The 16,475-nt window shown below is 58.7% G+C and carries 19 protein-coding genes and 1 riboswitch; of the genes, 15 read left to right on the top strand and 4 right to left on the bottom strand.

Annotated elements, in window-relative coordinates:
• Positions 1 to 49 precede the first annotated feature (49 nt).
• The 3 genes from AC3YUO_RS07515 to AC3YUO_RS07525 all read right to left on the bottom strand — a co-directional run bounded on the left by AC3YUO_RS07515 (position 50) and on the right by AC3YUO_RS07525 (position 2,655).
• Positions 50 to 598: a nitroreductase family protein gene (locus AC3YUO_RS07515; protein ID WP_489962411.1), complete on the bottom strand. Its 549-nt coding sequence runs from the start codon at positions 596 to 598 to the stop codon at positions 50 to 52.
• Positions 599 to 701: 103 nt separating this feature from the next.
• A complete protein-coding gene (locus AC3YUO_RS07520; protein WP_489962412.1) occupies positions 702 to 2,159 on the bottom strand; it encodes a hypothetical protein in 1,458 nt (485 codons plus the stop codon).
• Positions 2,152 to 2,655: an RNA polymerase sigma factor gene (locus AC3YUO_RS07525; protein WP_489962413.1), complete on the bottom strand. Its 504-nt coding sequence runs from the start codon at positions 2,653 to 2,655 to the stop codon at positions 2,152 to 2,154. The genes AC3YUO_RS07520 and AC3YUO_RS07525 overlap by 8 nt, the downstream gene beginning before the upstream one ends.
• A 137-nt stretch (positions 2,656 to 2,792) precedes the next feature.
• Here AC3YUO_RS07525 and ruvC point away from each other — a divergent pair, with 137 nt between their 5' ends.
• The 13 genes from ruvC (at position 2,793) to AC3YUO_RS07590 (ending at position 11,567) form a co-directional block, all read left to right on the top strand.
• A complete protein-coding gene (gene ruvC, locus AC3YUO_RS07530) occupies positions 2,793 to 3,314 on the top strand; it encodes a crossover junction endodeoxyribonuclease RuvC (protein ID WP_489962414.1) in 522 nt (173 codons plus the stop codon).
• Positions 3,315 to 3,319: 5 nt separating this feature from the next.
• Positions 3,320 to 3,751 (top strand): hypothetical protein, encoded by a 432-nt coding sequence (locus AC3YUO_RS07535; RefSeq protein WP_489962415.1) that lies wholly within the window; start codon positions 3,320 to 3,322, stop codon positions 3,749 to 3,751.
• Between the two features lie 33 nt (positions 3,752 to 3,784).
• Positions 3,785 to 4,393 (top strand): Holliday junction branch migration protein RuvA, encoded by a 609-nt coding sequence (gene ruvA, locus AC3YUO_RS07540; RefSeq protein ID WP_118641466.1) that lies wholly within the window; start codon positions 3,785 to 3,787, stop codon positions 4,391 to 4,393.
• A 47-nt stretch (positions 4,394 to 4,440) separates the two neighbouring features.
• The gene (locus AC3YUO_RS07545; protein WP_489962416.1) at positions 4,441 to 4,761 is read left to right on the top strand and encodes a DUF3784 domain-containing protein; all 321 of its coding nucleotides are present in this window, start codon (positions 4,441 to 4,443) and stop codon (positions 4,759 to 4,761) included.
• Between the two features lie 13 nt (positions 4,762 to 4,774).
• A complete protein-coding gene (locus AC3YUO_RS07550) occupies positions 4,775 to 5,107 on the top strand; it encodes a DUF6054 family protein (RefSeq protein WP_489962417.1) in 333 nt (110 codons plus the stop codon).
• 18 nt (positions 5,108 to 5,125) lie between these two features.
• A complete protein-coding gene (gene ruvB / locus AC3YUO_RS07555; protein WP_489962418.1) occupies positions 5,126 to 6,196 on the top strand; it encodes a Holliday junction branch migration DNA helicase RuvB in 1,071 nt (356 codons plus the stop codon).
• 15 nt (positions 6,197 to 6,211) lie between these two features.
• Positions 6,212 to 6,634: a YrvL family regulatory protein gene (locus AC3YUO_RS07560; RefSeq protein WP_489962419.1), complete on the top strand. Its 423-nt coding sequence runs from the start codon at positions 6,212 to 6,214 to the stop codon at positions 6,632 to 6,634.
• A gap of 56 nt (positions 6,635 to 6,690) precedes the next feature.
• Entirely contained in the window at positions 6,691 to 7,041 is a 351-nt protein-coding gene (locus tag AC3YUO_RS07565) for an SdpI family protein (RefSeq protein ID WP_489962420.1), read from the top strand.
• Positions 7,042 to 7,046: 5 nt separating this feature from the next.
• Positions 7,047 to 8,405 (top strand): phosphoglucosamine mutase, encoded by a 1,359-nt coding sequence (gene glmM / locus AC3YUO_RS07570; RefSeq protein ID WP_489962421.1) that lies wholly within the window; start codon positions 7,047 to 7,049, stop codon positions 8,403 to 8,405.
• A 186-nt stretch (positions 8,406 to 8,591) separates the two neighbouring features.
• Positions 8,592 to 9,257 (top strand): sigma-70 family RNA polymerase sigma factor, encoded by a 666-nt coding sequence (locus AC3YUO_RS07575; protein WP_489962422.1) that lies wholly within the window; start codon positions 8,592 to 8,594, stop codon positions 9,255 to 9,257.
• A 64-nt stretch (positions 9,258 to 9,321) separates the two neighbouring features.
• Positions 9,322 to 9,603, top strand: a complete 282-nt coding sequence (locus AC3YUO_RS07580) for a zinc-ribbon domain containing protein (RefSeq protein ID WP_489962423.1) — start codon at positions 9,322 to 9,324, stop codon at positions 9,601 to 9,603.
• Between the two features lie 159 nt (positions 9,604 to 9,762).
• A complete protein-coding gene (locus tag AC3YUO_RS07585) occupies positions 9,763 to 10,140 on the top strand; it encodes a helix-turn-helix domain-containing protein (protein WP_489962424.1) in 378 nt (125 codons plus the stop codon).
• A 307-nt stretch (positions 10,141 to 10,447) separates the two neighbouring features.
• Positions 10,448 to 10,546, top strand: a riboswitch (NiCo riboswitch).
• A 100-nt stretch (positions 10,547 to 10,646) separates the two neighbouring features.
• The gene (locus AC3YUO_RS07590) at positions 10,647 to 11,567 is read left to right on the top strand and encodes a cation diffusion facilitator family transporter (protein WP_489962426.1); all 921 of its coding nucleotides are present in this window, start codon (positions 10,647 to 10,649) and stop codon (positions 11,565 to 11,567) included.
• Positions 11,568 to 11,631: 64 nt separating this feature from the next.
• Here the strand turns inward: AC3YUO_RS07590 and AC3YUO_RS07595 are convergent, their stop codons facing one another.
• Complete coding sequence (locus tag AC3YUO_RS07595) at positions 11,632 to 13,764, bottom strand: LTA synthase family protein (protein ID WP_489962427.1); 2,133 nt, start codon at positions 13,762 to 13,764, stop codon at positions 11,632 to 11,634.
• Between the two features lie 342 nt (positions 13,765 to 14,106).
• Here AC3YUO_RS07595 and AC3YUO_RS07600 point away from each other — a divergent pair, with 342 nt between their 5' ends.
• Complete coding sequence (locus tag AC3YUO_RS07600; protein ID WP_489962428.1) at positions 14,107 to 14,646, top strand: DUF8052 family protein; 540 nt, start codon at positions 14,107 to 14,109, stop codon at positions 14,644 to 14,646.
• A complete protein-coding gene (locus AC3YUO_RS07605) occupies positions 14,643 to 16,376 on the top strand; it encodes a carbon starvation CstA family protein (RefSeq protein ID WP_489962429.1) in 1,734 nt (577 codons plus the stop codon). The genes AC3YUO_RS07600 and AC3YUO_RS07605 overlap by 4 nt, the downstream gene beginning before the upstream one ends.
• The last annotated feature ends 99 nt before the right edge of the window (positions 16,377 to 16,475 follow it).

Raw genomic sequence — 16,475 nt, forward strand, 5'->3', positions numbered from 1 at the left:
TAAAAAACACGCGCCGTGGGGCGCGTGTTTTTTTCTATTATGAGAGCATTTAACGCCAGGAGAGAAGCACATCCGTCTCCTTGCGCTTGGGGGCGGTGAGGGTGACCGAGGGATCGGGATGTCCCACCGCGATGAGAGCCATCAGCTCCTGCCCTTCGGGCAACTGCAGGTACTCCTCCAGACCCTTCCGGTCAAAGACGCCCATGATGACGGTGCCCAGTCCCAGATCGTGGGCGGCCAGACAGAAGGTCTGGGCGGCGATGCCGCAGTCATAGTACTGCCAGCCCTCGCCCCGGTCGGTGGTGTAGGTGCCGTCCCGCTCAAAGCCGCAGCGGGCCTTCACAAAGGTCTGAGCCACCAGCAGGGGGGCGCTGGCAATGATGGCAGGATTGTTGGAGCCGGGCAGACAGAAGCGGTCGATGATGGCCTGCTGCACGGCGGGGTCCTCAATGGCGATATAGCGGCTAATCTGGGTGTTTTTCCAGCTGGGAGCGTAGGCGGCAAGGGAAATTACTTGCTCCAGCAGGGCGTGGTCCACCGGCTCCTGGGTGAACTTGCGTACGCTGCGCCGGGTGAGAATACAGGTCTGGGCGTCCATAAGACAGCACCCTCCTTTAAGTGAATTTGGATGGACCTATGGTAGCCCGGATGGAGAAAATTGTCAAGGGAGGCCGTCCCGCTCCCCGGCATGGGAGTGGGGCTCAATCCGAGACAGGAAACTCGGGAACATGGGCGGCAGCAGGAGTGGACGGCTCCGGGGCCACAGGCTCCACAGCGATGGGCTCCTCAACGGACTGCCCGACTGGCTGGGGATGGTTTGATGTGCTGCTCACGGACTCCTCGCCGGTGAACACATCGTAGGTGGCGATATCTTCCTCAGCGTCCGTGGAGACCCGCTCGCCCAGAACGACCAGAATGGCGTCCCCTGCCGGGTCCAGCTCCGCCAGAATAGCCAGCAGGTGGGGATTTTCCGCGGTAATGGTCAGGTCGATGCGGTTATCTATCTCATTGAGGGCCCAGACGGCCATCACAGCCCCGCACTCCGGGTCGGCTGTGGCCAGTTCATTAAGCTGGTCCATGAGCCCGCTGAGATGGGCATAGGAGTAAGTGCCGGTGACAAAGGCGGCGTCTCCAAAGTCCAGCTCCGGTACCGCCTTACCTTCCACGGTGACAATCACATACCGTCCGGCGGCGTTGTCGTAGTAGTACCCGCCGAACCAGGGCTGGCTCTGCCAGCCGGACACCCCGGCCAGGGGCTCGGGAGCGAAAGCTTCACCCGTCCCGGCAGAACTGGACCCATAATCGTCAGGCTCGGGGGAGAGGGCCTGGGGATATAGGCTGTCCTCCACCACCGCCACCTGCACCAGCCGGGAGAGCAGCTCCTCGGTCTGCTCTGCGGTTGGGGTGCTCACGGAGTAAAAGACGCTGTATCCGCTGTCCAGGGTGAAGGACACCTCACCGTAGGCCGTGCCGTCCCAGTCGGTAAACCGGGCGGCCCGGATCTCCACGCCGTCAATCTGGGTATAGGCGTCTCCGGGGTAGTCCTCCGGACGGCCAATGGCGTCGGGGGAGACGGTGGTGCCCAGTCCACCCACCATCAGGGTCAGGTCCCCCCAGTCGCAGCTGGCATAGAAGTGGCCGTAGAACAGCTCGTCCAGGGGGCGCTGGGCGGCCTGCGACGCCCCCTTCGGAGGGCCGAAGGCCAGCATGCCGGAGAGCTCAGAAAATCCCTCCCAGGCCAGCGCCTCGGGGATAGAGCCGCCCAGCAGGGTCTCCAGGTCGGCTTGGGTGACCTCCCGGTTTACTCCCTCGCCAGCGGCGTAGCTGTGGGCACTGCCTTCCGAGGGCGGGGCGGTGACCCAGAAATTGAGCTTGGGCAGGGCATCCGCGCCTTCTGTGATGGCGACGCTGTCCTCCTGATAGCCTTGCGCGGTGTTCCCCTGTCCCTGCACAACGGTGTGGAGGTTGGGGTTAAATTGCCGCCAGAGGGGGACGGCGGCCACGGCCAGCAGCAGGCAGGCGGCCGCAGCTCCGTATTGCCAGCGGAAGGCGGGACGCTTTTTGGGGGACACTCCTGTCAGCCGCTCCTCCAGCTCCGCCCGGGCCTGGGGGCTTGGGGTGAGCTGGCGCTGCATGGAGGAAAAAAGCTCCTTATTCATCAAAATAATCTCCTTTCAGCAGGCCCCGGAGCTGCTCCCGGCCACGGGACAGGCGCATGCGCACCGCACCCGGGCGGATGGACAGCACCCGGGCAATCTCCTGGGTGGACAGCTCCTGGAAGTAGAAAAGGTAGATGGGCAGGCGGTAGGTCTCCTCCAGCTGGGTGAGGGCCTGCCACACCTGGTTTTCCTCCGGCTCCCGGAAGGGGACGGGCGTGTCCGCATCGCCGGTGAGGGGGACGGTCTTCTTCCGCCAGGAGGACTGGGTTACCCGCCGGCACAGGTTGATAGTGGTGCGCAGCAGCCAGGCCTTGCGGTGCTCCTCCTCCCCAAAAACCTTCCCGGACTGGAAGTAGGCCAGGAAGACCTCCTGAAACACGTCCTCTGCGTCGCTCCGGGAGCCGGTTTTGGCCAGGGCCAGGCCGTAGACCTGGCTTTGATAGCGGTCTATGATTTCGCTGAGCTCGCCGCCCGCGCGCAGCGGCTGTATCTCCATAGGCTCCGCCTCCTTTCACCTCTAACTCAAAGCAAAGCGGGAAATTGTCACAGCGGGGAAACAAATTTATTCTGCTTTTCATTTTAACAAAACCGTGATAAAATAAAAACCGTATGTATTGCGGCAGGAGGGCGCTCATGATTATCCTAGGCATCGACCCCGGAGTAGCCACCATCGGCTTTGGTGTGCTGTCGGCGGAGCGGGGCAAAAACCGTCTCATTCAGTACGGGGTCATCACCACCCCGCCGGGCATCCCCCTGTCCAACCGGCTTCTGCAGATCTCTAACGATATGGAGGAGCTCATTCATACCTTCCACCCGGATGAGATGGCGGTGGAGGAGCTGTTTTTTACCAAAAACATCACCACCGGCATCGCCGTGGCCCATGGACGAGGCGTGATCCTTCTGGCGGCGGAAAAGCTGGGGGTGCCCATCTTCGAGTACACCCCCATGCAGGTGAAGCAGGCGGTGGTGGGCTACGGCGGGGCGGAAAAGCGCCAGGTCATGCTCATGACTCAGCGGCTGCTCAATATGAAGGAGATCCCCCGGCCTGATGACGCCGCGGATGCCCTGGCCATCGCCATCTGCCACAGCCGGGCGGCCACGTCCCTGCTGAACACCGAGCGGGTCTTTGACCCCAAGCGATACGACACGAGGTAAAAGCGATGAAGATCACCGTGAAAAAGCCCAACCCCGACCCGCCTTACAGCCTCCACGACGCCCATATTATGGAATTGCAGGCGGAGGGGGACACCCTGCGCCTGCTGACCCAGTACGGCTATGTGCGTACGGAGGAGCCCTTTGGACAAGTGGATGGGGACGTGGAGCTCACCGGGGTGGACTGGGAGTCCTCTTACGTCTACGTAATGGAGTACCAGGACGTCCTGTGCGGCAACTGCGGATCCTTTATCGGTCGGAAAATGACCCTGGACACCTTCCTGCGGGAGTATTCCAACGGCACCCTGGACATTATGGACGAGAGCTACGGCTTTCGGCTGGCCGTGCTGAGCGGCTTTTTGAGCCTGCGGGACCGCATCCTGGAATTTAAACTGGAGATCTACTATACCGGGGAAGTCCGGTATTTGGTAAAAGAATAAACGCCGCCCCAAAGGCGGTATGCGGAGGAATTTATGTTTTACTATCTCAGCGGCACGGTGGCTCACATCGAGCCCTACCTGGCCGTCATTGACTGCGGCGGGGTGGGCTACGCCTGCCGCACCACCAGCTACACCCTGTCCGCCCTGAAGAAGGGCGACAAGGGAAAACTCTTTACACATCTTAACGTCCGGGAGGACGCCATGGAGCTCTATGGCTTTGCAACCCAGGAGGAGCTGAACCTCTTTCAGCAGCTCATTTCGGTCTCCGGCGTAGGGCCCAAGGCGGCTCTGTCCATCCTGTCGGCCAGCACCCCCGCCAATTTGGCCCTCAGCATCATCACCGGAGATGAGAAGGCCCTCACCTGCGCCCAGGGCGTCGGCAAGAAGATTGCCCAGCGGGTGATTCTGGAGCTGAAGGATAAGCTGGCCAAGGGCCAGACCATCGGCGGGGCAGGGGAGAGCTATGGCGGCACTGGCGTCACGGTGATTCCCGAAAACAAACTCTCCGAGGCATCTGCCGCCCTGGCCGTCCTGGGCTATACCCAGGGGGAGATCAACCTGGCCCTCAAGGGTATCGATCTGGACAGCCTGACCCTGGAGCAGATCATCAAGCAGGCCTTGAAGAAAATGATGAAGCCTTAAGACGGGCGAAACGTAGACAATCTCCGGATAAAAGAAGGAGGATTGCGATGCTGCTGGCCGTTCACTGTGGCATGATGTTGGTGTTCCTGCTCCTGGGACTGGTCTTCTCCCGAGGGAAGGGGGCCTTCCTCATTGCCGGGTACAACACCGCCCCCAAGCAGGAGAAGGAGAAGTACGACGAGAAGGCCCTGTGCCGCTTTATGGGCAAGCTGATGTTTGCCCTGGCGGCGGCCTGGGTGCCCATCGCCCTCAGTGCCCTGCTGGACCAGATGTGGCTGCTGCGGCTGGGCCTGGGACTGTTTTTGGCGGTGTGCATCGGCGGGGTGGTTTATATGAATACCGGCCATCGCTTTGAGAAAAAGAAATAGAGGAGGCGGTCTTGTGGCCAAGTATGAGCGTGAGCTCCGTGGGGACTTTGACCAGGTCCTGGAGTATTTCCATAACGGCATCCTGAACGGCAGCATGTCCGCCAGCTATGAGGACGAGAGCTACTGCCAGCGGGCGGGCGTGCGCTGCTGTGTGCGTGTGTACGAGCGGTACAGCATGTCCGGCGGCAACCGTCTCTCCATGACCCTTACCCTGGTGGGGGACGGGGAAGACCTGTTTTTGTCTGCCATCACCGCCGGGGGCAGCCAGGGCCTGCTGTTCAAGTTCAACACCTGGGGGGAGGAGGCCTTTCTGGACACCCTCCGGGAGCTTGCAGAGAATCTATAACGATTGGGATGTGAACCCATGGCAATCGATTTTTCCAATACCGAATTTGACCCCGAGGAGCTCAGCGAGCCCCTGGTGACCACCTCCCTCACCCGGGAGGATGAGAACGAGTACTCCCTGCGGCCCAAGACGCTGCGGGAGTACATCGGCCAGGAGAAGGCCAAGGGCAACCTGGAGGTCTTTATCCAGGCGGCCAAGATGCGCCATGAGCCGTTGGACCACGTGCTGCTCCACGGCCCGCCCGGCCTGGGCAAGACCACCCTCAGCGGCATTATCGCCAACGAGATGGGGGTCAATGTGCGGGTGACCTCCGGTCCGGCCATTGAAAAGGCCGGGGACCTGGCCGCCCTGCTTACCAATTTAAACGAAAACGACATCCTCTTTGTGGATGAGATTCACCGCCTCAACCGCCAGGTGGAGGAGGTACTCTACCCAGCCATGGAGGACTACGCCATTGATATCATCATCGGCAAGGGGCCTTCGGCCAACTCCATCCGGCTGGACCTCCCCCGGTTTACCCTCATCGGGGCCACCACCCGGGCGGGACAGCTGTCCGCCCCGCTGCGGGACCGGTTTGGTGTGACGCTGCGGCTGGAGCTCTACACCCCAGAGGAGCTGGCCATGATCGTCACCCGGTCGGCGGGCATCCTGGAGGTGCCCATTGAGCCGGAGGGCGCTATGGAGATCGCCCGCCGCAGCCGTGGTACGCCCCGGATTGCCAACCGGATGCTGCGCCGGGTGCGGGACTTTGCCCAGGTGAAGGCGGGGGGCGTCATCACCAAGAAGGTGGCCGACGAGGCCCTCACCGCCCTGGAAATTGACCACCTGGGCCTGGATGCCATCGACCACCGGATGCTCCGGAGCATCATTGAAAACTACCGGGGCGGCCCGGTGGGTCTGGAGACTCTGGCCGCCACCATCAACGAGGAATCGGTCACCCTGGAGGACGTGTACGAGCCCTATCTCATGCAGCTGGGCTTCCTCACCCGTACTCCCAGAGGACGCTGTGTCACCCCCAAGGCCTACCAGCATCTGGGTTTGCCCGCGCCGGGCGTTCCGGATGGAGGAATGGAGCAGCTGAGCTTTTAGGGCAGGACGGTGAACATGAAAGAGAAAATCAAGCAGCTGCTGGGCACGCTGCTGGGAAGCGGAGTTCTCCTCCTGATTGTGTTTGCAGTGTTTGCGGCTGTCTCGTTCCTGGGGGGCAATTTCATGGCCCTCTTTGGATTTTCCTATGAGAGCGTGGGGAGCCTGCTGCTGTATTTTGTGGCAGGTGAGCTCATCAGCCTGCCGCTGGAGCTGGTTGTCGTCGGGATGTCACAGACCCTGTATCGGCAGGGGCATGGCAGCAGGTGGCAGGTTAATTTACTTTATATCCCGCTGGATACCTTGGTTACCATCTTTGCCTTTTGGATGGCGGACCAGCTCATGTCCAGTGTCGCGGCCAGCGGTCTGTCGCTGTGGATGCTGGGATTTTGTGCCGCTGTGATCACGGTCCCCATCAAGAAAGAGCCCTCTGCAAAATAGTGGGACCAATGGGCGCGGAGAGGAGGAGCGCTGTGTTCTGGCTGTTCTGTACGGGGATGAATCTGCTGATTCCCCTCGTTATGCTGTACTTCGGGTGGCGGTTTCAAAAGCATCCGCCCAAGAACATCAACTCCTTTTACGGTTATCGTACCAGCCGCTCCATGAAAAACCAGCAGACCTGGGACTTTGCTCACCAGGTGTGCGGGAAGCTCTGGTTTCGGTTGGGGCTCATTTTGCTGCCAGTGACCCTGGTGCCCATGGTATTTCTCTGGGGCCGGAGCATGGACGAGATTGGAATGGGATGCATTCCGGTCATGGCCGTTCAGCTTGTGGTGCTGCTGGGCAGCATTGTTCCCGTAGAGCGGGCATTGAAACGTAATTTTGACCAATTTGGAAGAAAGAGGTAATACACATGGGTAAATTATTTGGAACCGACGGAATTCGCGGCGTGGTCAACGCCGGTTTGGACGCAGATCTGGCTTACAAGGTCGGACTGGCTGCGGCACAGGTGCTGGCCAAGAACAAGAAGCCGGGGGAGAAGCCGGTGGTCACCATCGGCAAGGATACCCGTATCTCCGGCGATCTGCTGAAAGGCTCCCTGATTGCCGGACTGTGCACCGCCGGCGCCGACGTGCTGGATTTGGGCACCCTGCCCACTCCCGGTGTGGCCTGGGTGACGGTGGACGAGGGCGCGGACGCCGGTATCGTCATTTCCGCCAGCCACAATCCCTTTGAGCATAACGGCATCAAGATCTTCAACGGCAAGGGCTTCAAGCTCTCCGATGAGCTGGAGGAGAAGATTGAGGACATCGTCCTCTTTGGCCACAACGATGTAGCACGCAAGACCCACGGGGAGATCGGCAAGGTGAGCTATGTGGCGGAGAAGGCTGTGGCCGATTACATTGACCACCTCCAGTCCACCATCACCAGCGACCTGGCCGGCCTGCGCATCCTGGTGGACTGCGCCAACGGCGCCTCCTATACCACCGCGGCCCGGCTCTTTGACCAGTTCCCCAAGCTGCGTACCGACGTCATCAACGCCGACCCCGACGGCATCAACATCAACGACAAGTGCGGCTCCACCCATATCGACTCCCTTGCTGCTATGGTGAAGGCGGGCGGCTACGACATCGGTATTGCCTTCGACGGCGATGCGGACCGGTGCCTGGCTGTGGATGAGAACGGCGTGCTCATTGACGGCGACCAGGTGATGGCTGCCTGCGGCCTGGACCTGAAGGGCAAAGGCAAGCTGCCCGGCGATGCGGTGGTGGCCACAGTCATGTCCAACCTGGGCCTGCATGTGTTTGCTAAGGAGAACGGCCTGAAGGTGGAGTGCACCGACGTGGGCGACCGGAATGTGCTGGAGCGCATGGTGGAGAAGGGCTACGTTCTGGGCGGCGAGCAGTCCGGTCATATGATTTTCCTGGACTACGCCACCACTGGAGACGGCCAGCTCACCGCTCTGCAGATTCTGGCTCTGCTGAAGGAGAGCGGAAAGAAGGCCTCTGAGGTGTTTGGCTCCTGCGTCCGCTATCCCCAGGTGCTCATTAACATCCCCGTGGCCGACAACGACGTGAAGAAGGCCGTTATGGCCAGTCCTCTGCTGGCCCAGGCCATTCAGCAGGAGGAGGCTGCCCTGGGCGACGACGGCCGTGTCCTGGTGCGTCCCTCCGGCACGGAGGCTCTGATGCGGGTAATGGTGGAAGCCAAGACCCAGGCAGTGGCGCAGGAGACCGCTCAGCGCCTGGCGGATCTGATTGCCGGACTGTAAGCATAGAATGGAGCGTCAAGGGGACTCCAACTCGGCAAAACGTTGAAAAAACAGGGATAGCAAAGAAAAATTCAACGGATTTTCGGAGAAAAACCGACCGCCCCTCAAAAAAGTGGAATACTTTCCCTTTTAAAGGAAAAAATTGGAAGCATATGGAGAAATGAACAAAATCTTTTGGTCAGCCCCTTGACAAATCCGTTCATTTTGTTTATTATGTCTAATAGTCGTAACATCAATATGCAATCGAATTTCGTTCAACCAATCTCTGATGAGGAGTTGTGCAGCAGAGCAGCTCAAGGTGATTCCCAGGCGGAGACCGAGCTGGTACGCCGGTACGGCCAGTTGGTTCGGGCGTGTGCCCGGCCCTTGTTTCTGGCAGGCGGAGACAGTGAGGACCTGATCCAGGAGGGAATGCTGGGGCTGTTGACGGCCATCCGCGGATTTGACCCCGGACGGGATGCCGCATTCCGCACCTATGCGGAAATCTGTGTGCGCAGCCGCCTGCTCAGCGCAGTTCGCGCGGCGCAGGGCGGCAAACACTCTCCCTTAAATCGCAGCATCTCTTTTGAACCCCCTCTTTTTGATGGAACCAGTGTGCACCCGTTCTCCAATCTGGAGAGCCCGGAGGACGTCATCATCGGCAGGGAGGAACTGAAAGAGCGGCTTGACGCTCTGAAGGGCCAGTTATCTGAGCTTGAGGCGAGCATTTTGCCCCTTTATTTGAATGGTCTCTCCTGTGGAGAGATTGCGGGGCGGGTGGGCAGATCCCAAAAGTCGGTGGACAACGCAGTCCAACGGATTCGGCGCAAGGTGGCGCGGCAATTTTCTTCCGGCGTATCCAGCGAGAGCTGATCGCAAATATTCGCCCGAACAAGAGTTTTTTGGTTGGGCAACAATCAAAGAGAGGGAAAATCCAATGTACGAAGACAAGATCCTGGTATGTAAAGAGTGTGGCAAGGAGTTCACCTTCACCGCTGGTGAGCAGGAGTTCTACGCCGAGCGCGGCTTCCAGAACGAGCCCCAGCGCTGCAAGGCCTGCCGTGACGCTCGCAAGAACGCTGCCCGTGGCCCCCGTGAGTACTTCACTGCTGTGTGTGCTGCCTGCGGCGGCGAGGCTAAGGTTCCCTTCGAGCCCAAGTCTGACCGTCCTGTCTACTGCAGCGACTGCTTCGCCAAGATGCGTGAGCAGCAGGGCTAATTTTTAAGATTTGCCAGGAAAAAGGGGCGCCCGTCGGGCGCCCCTTTTCTGATGTTCGGAATATTTGAGGTGTGCAACCGGTGGTTGCAGCGATGCGAATGCCGCTTGGTAGCAGCGCAACCGTCCGTTTGGTAGGATAGGGGGGAAAGGAGAATGCGTATGACATTTGGAGAAGTCATTCAGGTGCGCCGCGCCGCGCTGGGCCTTTCCCAGGAGCGGCTGGCCGAGCTGGTGGGAGTGTCGCGCCAGGCGGTAAGCAAGTGGGAGGTGGGGGATGCCCTGCCGGATACCGATCGGCTGCTCCCGCTGGCACGGTCGCTGGAGATTACAGTGGATGAGCTGCTCAGCGGAGAGCTAGGAAGTCAGGCGCCGGTGTCGGAGCCCAAACTGGAACCGACGGTGCAGCACAGGTCCCAGGAACCGGGCTGGTTTACGCTGCACTGGTACTGGCTGAGGCTGATTCCCGTGGCCTGGGGCTGCTATATGCTGCTGAATCTGTTGGTGGGGCTGATCTCAATCGGTCTGTTTATCCGTTAGGAGGGGTGGACGTGTCGTATACGGTATCTGGACTTCCGATAGGAGTTGTTGCCTTTTTCCTTCTTTACGCCCTGATTCCCCTGCTGGCCATCGCGTTGGGATTGGCCATTTTTTTCCTTGGCCGCCGGTATGTGCGGAACAAATATGGGAAACACTGAAGAAAATGGCCGCGTATGCGGCCATTTTTCAGGGCACGGAAAAAGGTTACATAAAACGGAAAAAGAGCATTGACAGGCGGCGGGGCATATGCTATCATGTGAACATTCTCTTTGCACTGCATCCTACCCCAAACAAAGCAGGGGCAACTACAGTACAAACTGAACAGGCCGCGGATTCAGAATTGAATTTGGGAGCCGGGCTGCGCAATGCGGCAGCAGATGGATTTTCATGCATCTGTGGGACAGTAAGTATGTTCCATGGGTGTATTTTTTTATCCTCGGGGCATACAAGGCTGGAAGGAAATGATGGGTGCCATAGAGCTATCTTTCCGTTTAGGAGGTAACATTATGGTGAAGGAACAACATGAAAATTTGGCGATGCGGGTATCTGTCGTCACAATCCTGGGGAATTTGATTCTGACAGTTTTCAAGCTGGCGGCAGGAATGCTCGCCCACTCCGGGGCAATGATTTCGGACGCAGTTCATTCCGCCTCAGACGTGCTGAGTACCTTTGTGGTGATTGCGGGGGTAAAGCTATCCGGGAAGGAGTCGGATAAGGAGCACCCCTACGGACATGAGCGGCTGGAGTGCGTGGCGGCAGTGATTTTGTCCGTCATGCTGGCGATTACCGGAGCCGGCATTGGCTGGGCAGGGATTCAGAATATTTTCGGAGACGCTGCTGAGCTGGTGATTCCGGGACGGCTGGCGCTGGCGGCCGCCGTGATCTCCATCGTGTCCAAGGAGGCTATGTATTGGTACACACGGAACGCAGCAAAGAAGCTGGATTCCTCGGCGCTGATGGCCGATGCGTGGCATCATCGGTCGGATGCTCTCTCCTCCGTGGGCAGCTTTGTGGGTATCCTGGGGGCGCGGCTGGGCGTTCCCGTGTTGGATCCGGTGGCCAGCGTGGTCATCTGCCTCTTCATTCTGAAAGCGGCGTTGGACATTTTCAAGGATGCCATTTCCAAAATGATTGATACCTCCTGCCCCGAGAAGGTGGAGGAGGAGATGCGGGAGGTTGTGAAGGCTCAGGACGGTGTTCTTGGAATTGACCGCCTCCAGACCCGCCTTTTTGGGGACCGGGTTTATGTGGAACTGGACATTGCGGCAGATGCAAACGCTACCCTGACCAAGGCGCACGACGTGGCGGTCCGGGTTCACGATGCCATTGAGGGGACCTTCCCCAAGGTGAAGCACTGTATGGTCCATGTCAATCCCTTCGACCCGGGACAGAAGGAATGTCCCTGTGAGAATCAGGGCACGTGCTGAGAAACTGTATGAACCGCTGAATAAGAGAAAAACCGGCCGCGTACGCGGCCGGTTTTTTGATCCCTCAGGGCAAGATGCTGTTTTCCGGGCGGCTTCCACTGTCCCAGGGAGGAACAAAGTTGAAATCGAAGATTGAGTTGTCTTCTCTGGGAGGGCCGTTGAGCACAATGCGGTAATAGTCCCGGTCCAGAATGGCGGCGGAATAGGCCACCCGGTTTTGTACCTCTGCCACCATTTCCGCCACAGCTCCATAGTCCGGCTCGCTGCCGTCCCAGCAGGTGAATTGGTCGGTGGTGGAATTGTAGTAGCCGTGGGAGGTGATGAAGCTGTAATTGGAGAAGATGACCAGTCCTCCGGAGTCGGAGAGAATGTCCTCACCCATAATGAGGCGGGAATCGTATTCCAGACCAAAGAGGTTGGAGAGGGTGGGCATCACGTCCAGGCTGGAGCAGTACTTGTCCACGTAGACTGGCTCCGTCATGTCGGCGCTCCAGAGGATCAGCGTATTCTCGTAGAGCTCGAACACGGGGTCCACCTCGTGGCCCAGCAGCTCGCTGTACTCCTCATCGGTGAGCCCGTAGGGATAGTGGTCGGCGGAGAGGACAATAACGGTGTCCTCCAGCTTGCCTGCCGCCTCCAGCTGTTCCATCAGGCTTTCCATAGCCAGCTCCAGCTCCATCTGGCTAGCCAGGTAGCACTTGACGGTGTCGCTGTACGGCAGATCCTTTACCTCGTCCCAGTGGCGTCGGGACATGGCATTTTCCTCCAGCGTGTAGTTCAGGTGTCCGCTGACCGTCAGACAGTAGACCATAAAGTGGTCCTCATTGACAAACATGGGGACGATTTTTTCCATCATCATCTCGTCGGAGGGAGGGAAGGTGTTGCCGCTTTCCAAATCTTCGGCCGGGATGATGTCCTCCTCTTCCAGACCCTGGCCCAGAGCTATGTATTCATACCCCATGTTGGGGTGGGAGAGGTTGCGGTCGTAGTATTCGTAGAGGTAGTCGTGAAATGCCATGGTGCGGTAGCCCTGTTTGGAAAACTGGTTACCCAGGGCAAAGGGCATGTAATTGCCGGAAGACTGGGAGTAGCTCCAGACGCCGGACTTGGGGATGAGGCCGGTGGTGGTGACATACTCGCCGTCTGAGGTGGAGACGCCCCACAGGGGAGTGTAAAAATGCTCAAAGATAAAGCCCTGGTGGGAGAGCTTCCACAGCGTGGGTGTACGGTAGGGGTCCATAGCCAGGGTGGAGAAGCCCTCGGCGACAATCCAAATCAGATTTTTCCCTTCAAAGGCTCCTGTCCACTCATTTTCCGGGGTGGCCTCCCTCTGGGAGAACCACTGGTGCATCTGCAGCAGGTCCTGGTCATCCGTTTCCGCCATGAGCTGCTCGAAGTCGATGTCCATCTGATGAAGACCATAGGTTTGCCCCGAGGAATCGGAGGAGCCGTCAGAAATTTGAGAGGAGTTCCCGGAAACCTGGGAGCTGTCCGGGTCATCCTGGGGGCGGTCAGGGTCAATACCGAACAGGACGCGCCGAATTTCCAGCTGAGTTTGGGTGAGCATGCCGAAGTACTGGGTTTCCAGCTCCGGGACAGCCGCCTGGGTATAGATATAGCGGAGGGAGAGCACGCCGCTGCCGCACATCATGACAATTCCTATGCCCACCAGCTGGATCACGGCAGCTATGGCCGCCCAGCGCAGCCGAACTCCCTTAACCTGGGGCCGGGCGAGGATTACCCGCTTGCGCAGGAGAATGGATAGTACAGCGGGAATTGCCATCAGTACAATGGGGAACCAATTCACCACAATTTCCCAGACGGCCATGTCGCCGAAGGCACCGGCCACCATGGCCATTTTGGTCATGGAGAAGATGGTCAAAAAGGTTTTGAACAGCCGGTAATAAATGGCCTGTGCTCCCAGCCAAACAGACAGCAAGATGGTGCATATGGGCAGCAGCACCTGACCATATTTGGCGGGGACCCCTCCGCACAGAAGCCCCAGCAGCAGGGCGGGAGGGATGGTAAATAAAAAGGTAAAGAGCACACCGGAGATGGTTAGGCCCTGGAAACAAATCAGTTTTAAGACGAGCTCTTCATAATAGATGACTGCGAGGAAGAAGAGAGATGGCACGGCAAGCGGACGCCAGGCGTCAAGGGAGAGGCGTCTTTTGGGTCCGGAGAGGAGATGATTCATGGTTTAGCCTCCGTGGGAGTGAGAATAGCAGTCATGCGCTTCCATTTTATCCGATTCGTATCTAAGTGTCAATTTAAAAGGGGAAAGCCAAATGTTTGATGTGAATTACACAAAAGAAGACGGGAAAAGAGGGTGGAATTTGGCGATTAAATGAGAATTTTTTCTTGAAAAAAAGGGGGTAATCTGCTATGATAACCCTGGAATTAATAATTTGTTCATAAATATTACCTGGCGTTGGGAACGTTTCCACTCCAGTGAAGGAAGGTTGAGCAGCCTGAAAGCAAGCGGGGCTGCTTTCCGTTTTGTCCAGAGCCGGGGGACAAGAGAAAGCGAGGTATCCCCATGTCTCAGCTGCGTCAGGCAATAGTTGAGCAATTGAAGAGCGTCTATACCACCTATTATGACGTAACACCTGTGGAGGATGGAAGCGCGCTGAAGGCACTTTGCGCCTATCATTTGCGGGACAGCCAGTATGTTCTGGTCAAAAAGGCGGAGCTGTGGGCGGCTGAGAGCCATGAGTACCTCTATTTGTGGTCTCTGGACACCCTGGATGACGCGGCACTACATGAAATTTTTGCCCATGTGCTGGAGGATGGAGAGGGGAGAGTCCGCCCCCATCTGCAGCACATGTATACCTATTTGACGGCGGTGGTGCTCTATGACAGCGCCCAGCCGGAAACCCTGGCCCAGCTGAAAAAGCTGAAGAAGCGCAGGGAGTATAAGCTATCGCTCCATGGATGGATGGAGTTTCGAATAGCAGCCGTGGATGTTTCCACGGGGGAGATGACCGTCAACCGCAGCGGGAAACGGATGGAAAAGAACCTGAAGCGGCTGATGGATCGCATCATCTCCAAACACAAAGGAGAGGAGAAAACTCAATGAATGCAATGCTAGTTGTCATCGTTGGCATTATCATTCTGATCGTAGGCTATGTTTTCTACGGCGGATGGCTTGCCAAGCAGTGGGGCGTTGACGATTCCAAGGTCACCCCTGCCCATGAGTTGGAGGACGGCATGGACTATGTTCCTGCCAAGGCCCCCGTTCTGATGGGCCACCACTTTTCCTCGATCGCCGGTGCCGGCCCCATCAACGGCCCCATTCAGGCTGCTGTGTTCGGCTGGGTGCCTGTGGTTCTGTGGGTACTCATCGGCGGTATCTTCTTCGGCGCTGTCCATGACTACGGTGCTCTGTTCGCCTCCATCCGCCACAAGGGTCAGTCCCTGGGCGAGGTTGTGGCTCTGAACATCGGCGATCGCGCCAAGAAGCTGTTCCTGATCTTTTCTTACCTGACCCTGGTGCTGGTGGTGGCCGCTTTCGCCTCCATCGTGGCCAGCACCTTCGTGGGCATCAATGCGGACGGCTCCCTGAATGAGACCAACGCCTCCGTGGCTATGATCTCCCTGCTGTTCATCGTGATGGCCATTCTGTTTGGCTTCTTTGTCTACCGCAAGGGCGCTTCTCTGGCCATTGCCACCATCGCCGGCTGTGTGGGCATCGTGGTCTGCCTGGCCCTGGGCCTGGTTTGGCACCCCATCTACCTGTCCAGCACCACCTGGATGTGGATCATCGGCGCTTACATCCTGATTGCCTCCGTGGCTCCCGTGTGGATCCTGCTGCAGCCCCGTGACTACCTCAGCTCCTTCCTGCTGTACGCCATGATGGTCATCGCCGCTGTGGGCGTGATCGGTGCCGGCCTCACCGGTGCGGACGCCGCCCACATGGATATGCCCGCCTTCACCGGCTGGTATGACGAGCTGGCCCCCACCGGCACTTCTCTGGGCTATGTGTTCCCCGCCCTGTTCGTGACCATCGCCTGCGGCGCCATTTCCGGCTTCCACTCCCTGGTGGGCTCCGGTACCACTGCCAAGCAGCTGGACCACGAGCGCGATGCTAAGCCCATCGCTTACGGCGGCATGCTCATCGAGTGTGCTCTGGCCCTCATCTCCCTGAGCGCTGTGTCCTTCATCTGGACTGAGTACGCCTCCGGCGAGATTGTCACCCCCACTCAGGTGTTTGCTACCGGTATTTCCCGCATGGTCGCCTCCATCCCCGGCCTGGCCGGCGCTCAGGAGACCATCGCCTCCCTGCTGGTTCTGACCGTCTCCGTGTTCTGCCTGACCTCTCTGGATACCGCCACCCGTCTGGCCCGGTATATGTTCCAGGAGTTCTGGCTGAAGCCCGGTGAGACCTACAAGGATGCCACTGGCTTCAAGGCTGTGCTGTGCAACCCCGTGGTGGCCACTGCCATCACCGTGGTGGCCGGCGTTGGCCTGGGCATGACCGGCTACTCCAAGATTTGGCCTCTGTTCGGCGCTGCCAACCAGCTGCTGGCCGCTCTGGCCCTGCTGACTGTGTGTGCCTGGCTGGGCAACATCGGCCGGAACAACAAGATGTTCTACATCCCCATGCTGTTCATGCTGGTTGTCACCCTGACCTCTCTGGCTCAGACCGTTACCAGCAAGGTGGCTGCCATCTCTGCCGGCAAGGCCGCTGGTGACTGGGGCCCCTACGCTCAGGCCATCCTGGGCACCCTGCTCTTCGTGCTGGCCCTGGTGCTGGCTTGGGAGGGCATCCAGACCATCTTCTTCAAGAAGAAGGCTGCCAACAAGTAAAATTCCATCCGACCGAGAGGACCTGGAGAATTCCAGGTCCTCTTTGTTTTACGGCACATAGAGAAAGGGCCTCCGGCATAAGGTAAGAGGAAAGGAAGC

This window comes from Pseudoflavonifractor sp. HNCC25GI2, from assembly GCF_058136395.1.

Excerpts from the sequence above, each read along its gene's own strand:
- AC3YUO_RS07560 (WP_489962419.1), top strand. The coding sequence starts at position 6,212 with ATGAAAGAGAAAATCAAGCAGCTGCTGGGCACGCTGCTGGGAAGCGGA.
- AC3YUO_RS07515 (WP_489962411.1), bottom strand. The coding sequence starts at position 598 with ATGGACGCCCAGACCTGTATTCTCACCCGGCGCAGCGTACGCAAGTTC.
- ruvA (WP_118641466.1), top strand. The coding sequence starts at position 3,785 with ATGTTTTACTATCTCAGCGGCACGGTGGCTCACATCGAGCCCTACCTG.
- ruvB (WP_489962418.1), top strand. The coding sequence starts at position 5,126 with ATGGCAATCGATTTTTCCAATACCGAATTTGACCCCGAGGAGCTCAGC.
- AC3YUO_RS07590 (WP_489962426.1), top strand. The coding sequence starts at position 10,647 with ATGGTGAAGGAACAACATGAAAATTTGGCGATGCGGGTATCTGTCGTC.
- AC3YUO_RS07565 (WP_489962420.1), top strand. The coding sequence starts at position 6,691 with ATGAATCTGCTGATTCCCCTCGTTATGCTGTACTTCGGGTGGCGGTTT.
- AC3YUO_RS07580 (WP_489962423.1), top strand. The coding sequence starts at position 9,322 with ATGTACGAAGACAAGATCCTGGTATGTAAAGAGTGTGGCAAGGAGTTC.
- AC3YUO_RS07600 (WP_489962428.1), top strand. The coding sequence starts at position 14,107 with ATGTCTCAGCTGCGTCAGGCAATAGTTGAGCAATTGAAGAGCGTCTAT.
- AC3YUO_RS07545 (WP_489962416.1), top strand. The coding sequence starts at position 4,441 with ATGCTGCTGGCCGTTCACTGTGGCATGATGTTGGTGTTCCTGCTCCTG.
- AC3YUO_RS07525 (WP_489962413.1), bottom strand. The coding sequence starts at position 2,655 with ATGGAGATACAGCCGCTGCGCGCGGGCGGCGAGCTCAGCGAAATCATA.
- AC3YUO_RS07520 (WP_489962412.1), bottom strand. The coding sequence starts at position 2,159 with ATGAATAAGGAGCTTTTTTCCTCCATGCAGCGCCAGCTCACCCCAAGC.
- AC3YUO_RS07595 (WP_489962427.1), bottom strand. The coding sequence starts at position 13,764 with ATGAATCATCTCCTCTCCGGACCCAAAAGACGCCTCTCCCTTGACGCC.
- AC3YUO_RS07535 (WP_489962415.1), top strand. The coding sequence starts at position 3,320 with ATGAAGATCACCGTGAAAAAGCCCAACCCCGACCCGCCTTACAGCCTC.
- glmM (WP_489962421.1), top strand. The coding sequence starts at position 7,047 with ATGGGTAAATTATTTGGAACCGACGGAATTCGCGGCGTGGTCAACGCC.
- AC3YUO_RS07585 (WP_489962424.1), top strand. The coding sequence starts at position 9,763 with ATGACATTTGGAGAAGTCATTCAGGTGCGCCGCGCCGCGCTGGGCCTT.
- ruvC (WP_489962414.1), top strand. The coding sequence starts at position 2,793 with ATGATTATCCTAGGCATCGACCCCGGAGTAGCCACCATCGGCTTTGGT.
- AC3YUO_RS07605 (WP_489962429.1), top strand. The coding sequence starts at position 14,643 with ATGAATGCAATGCTAGTTGTCATCGTTGGCATTATCATTCTGATCGTA.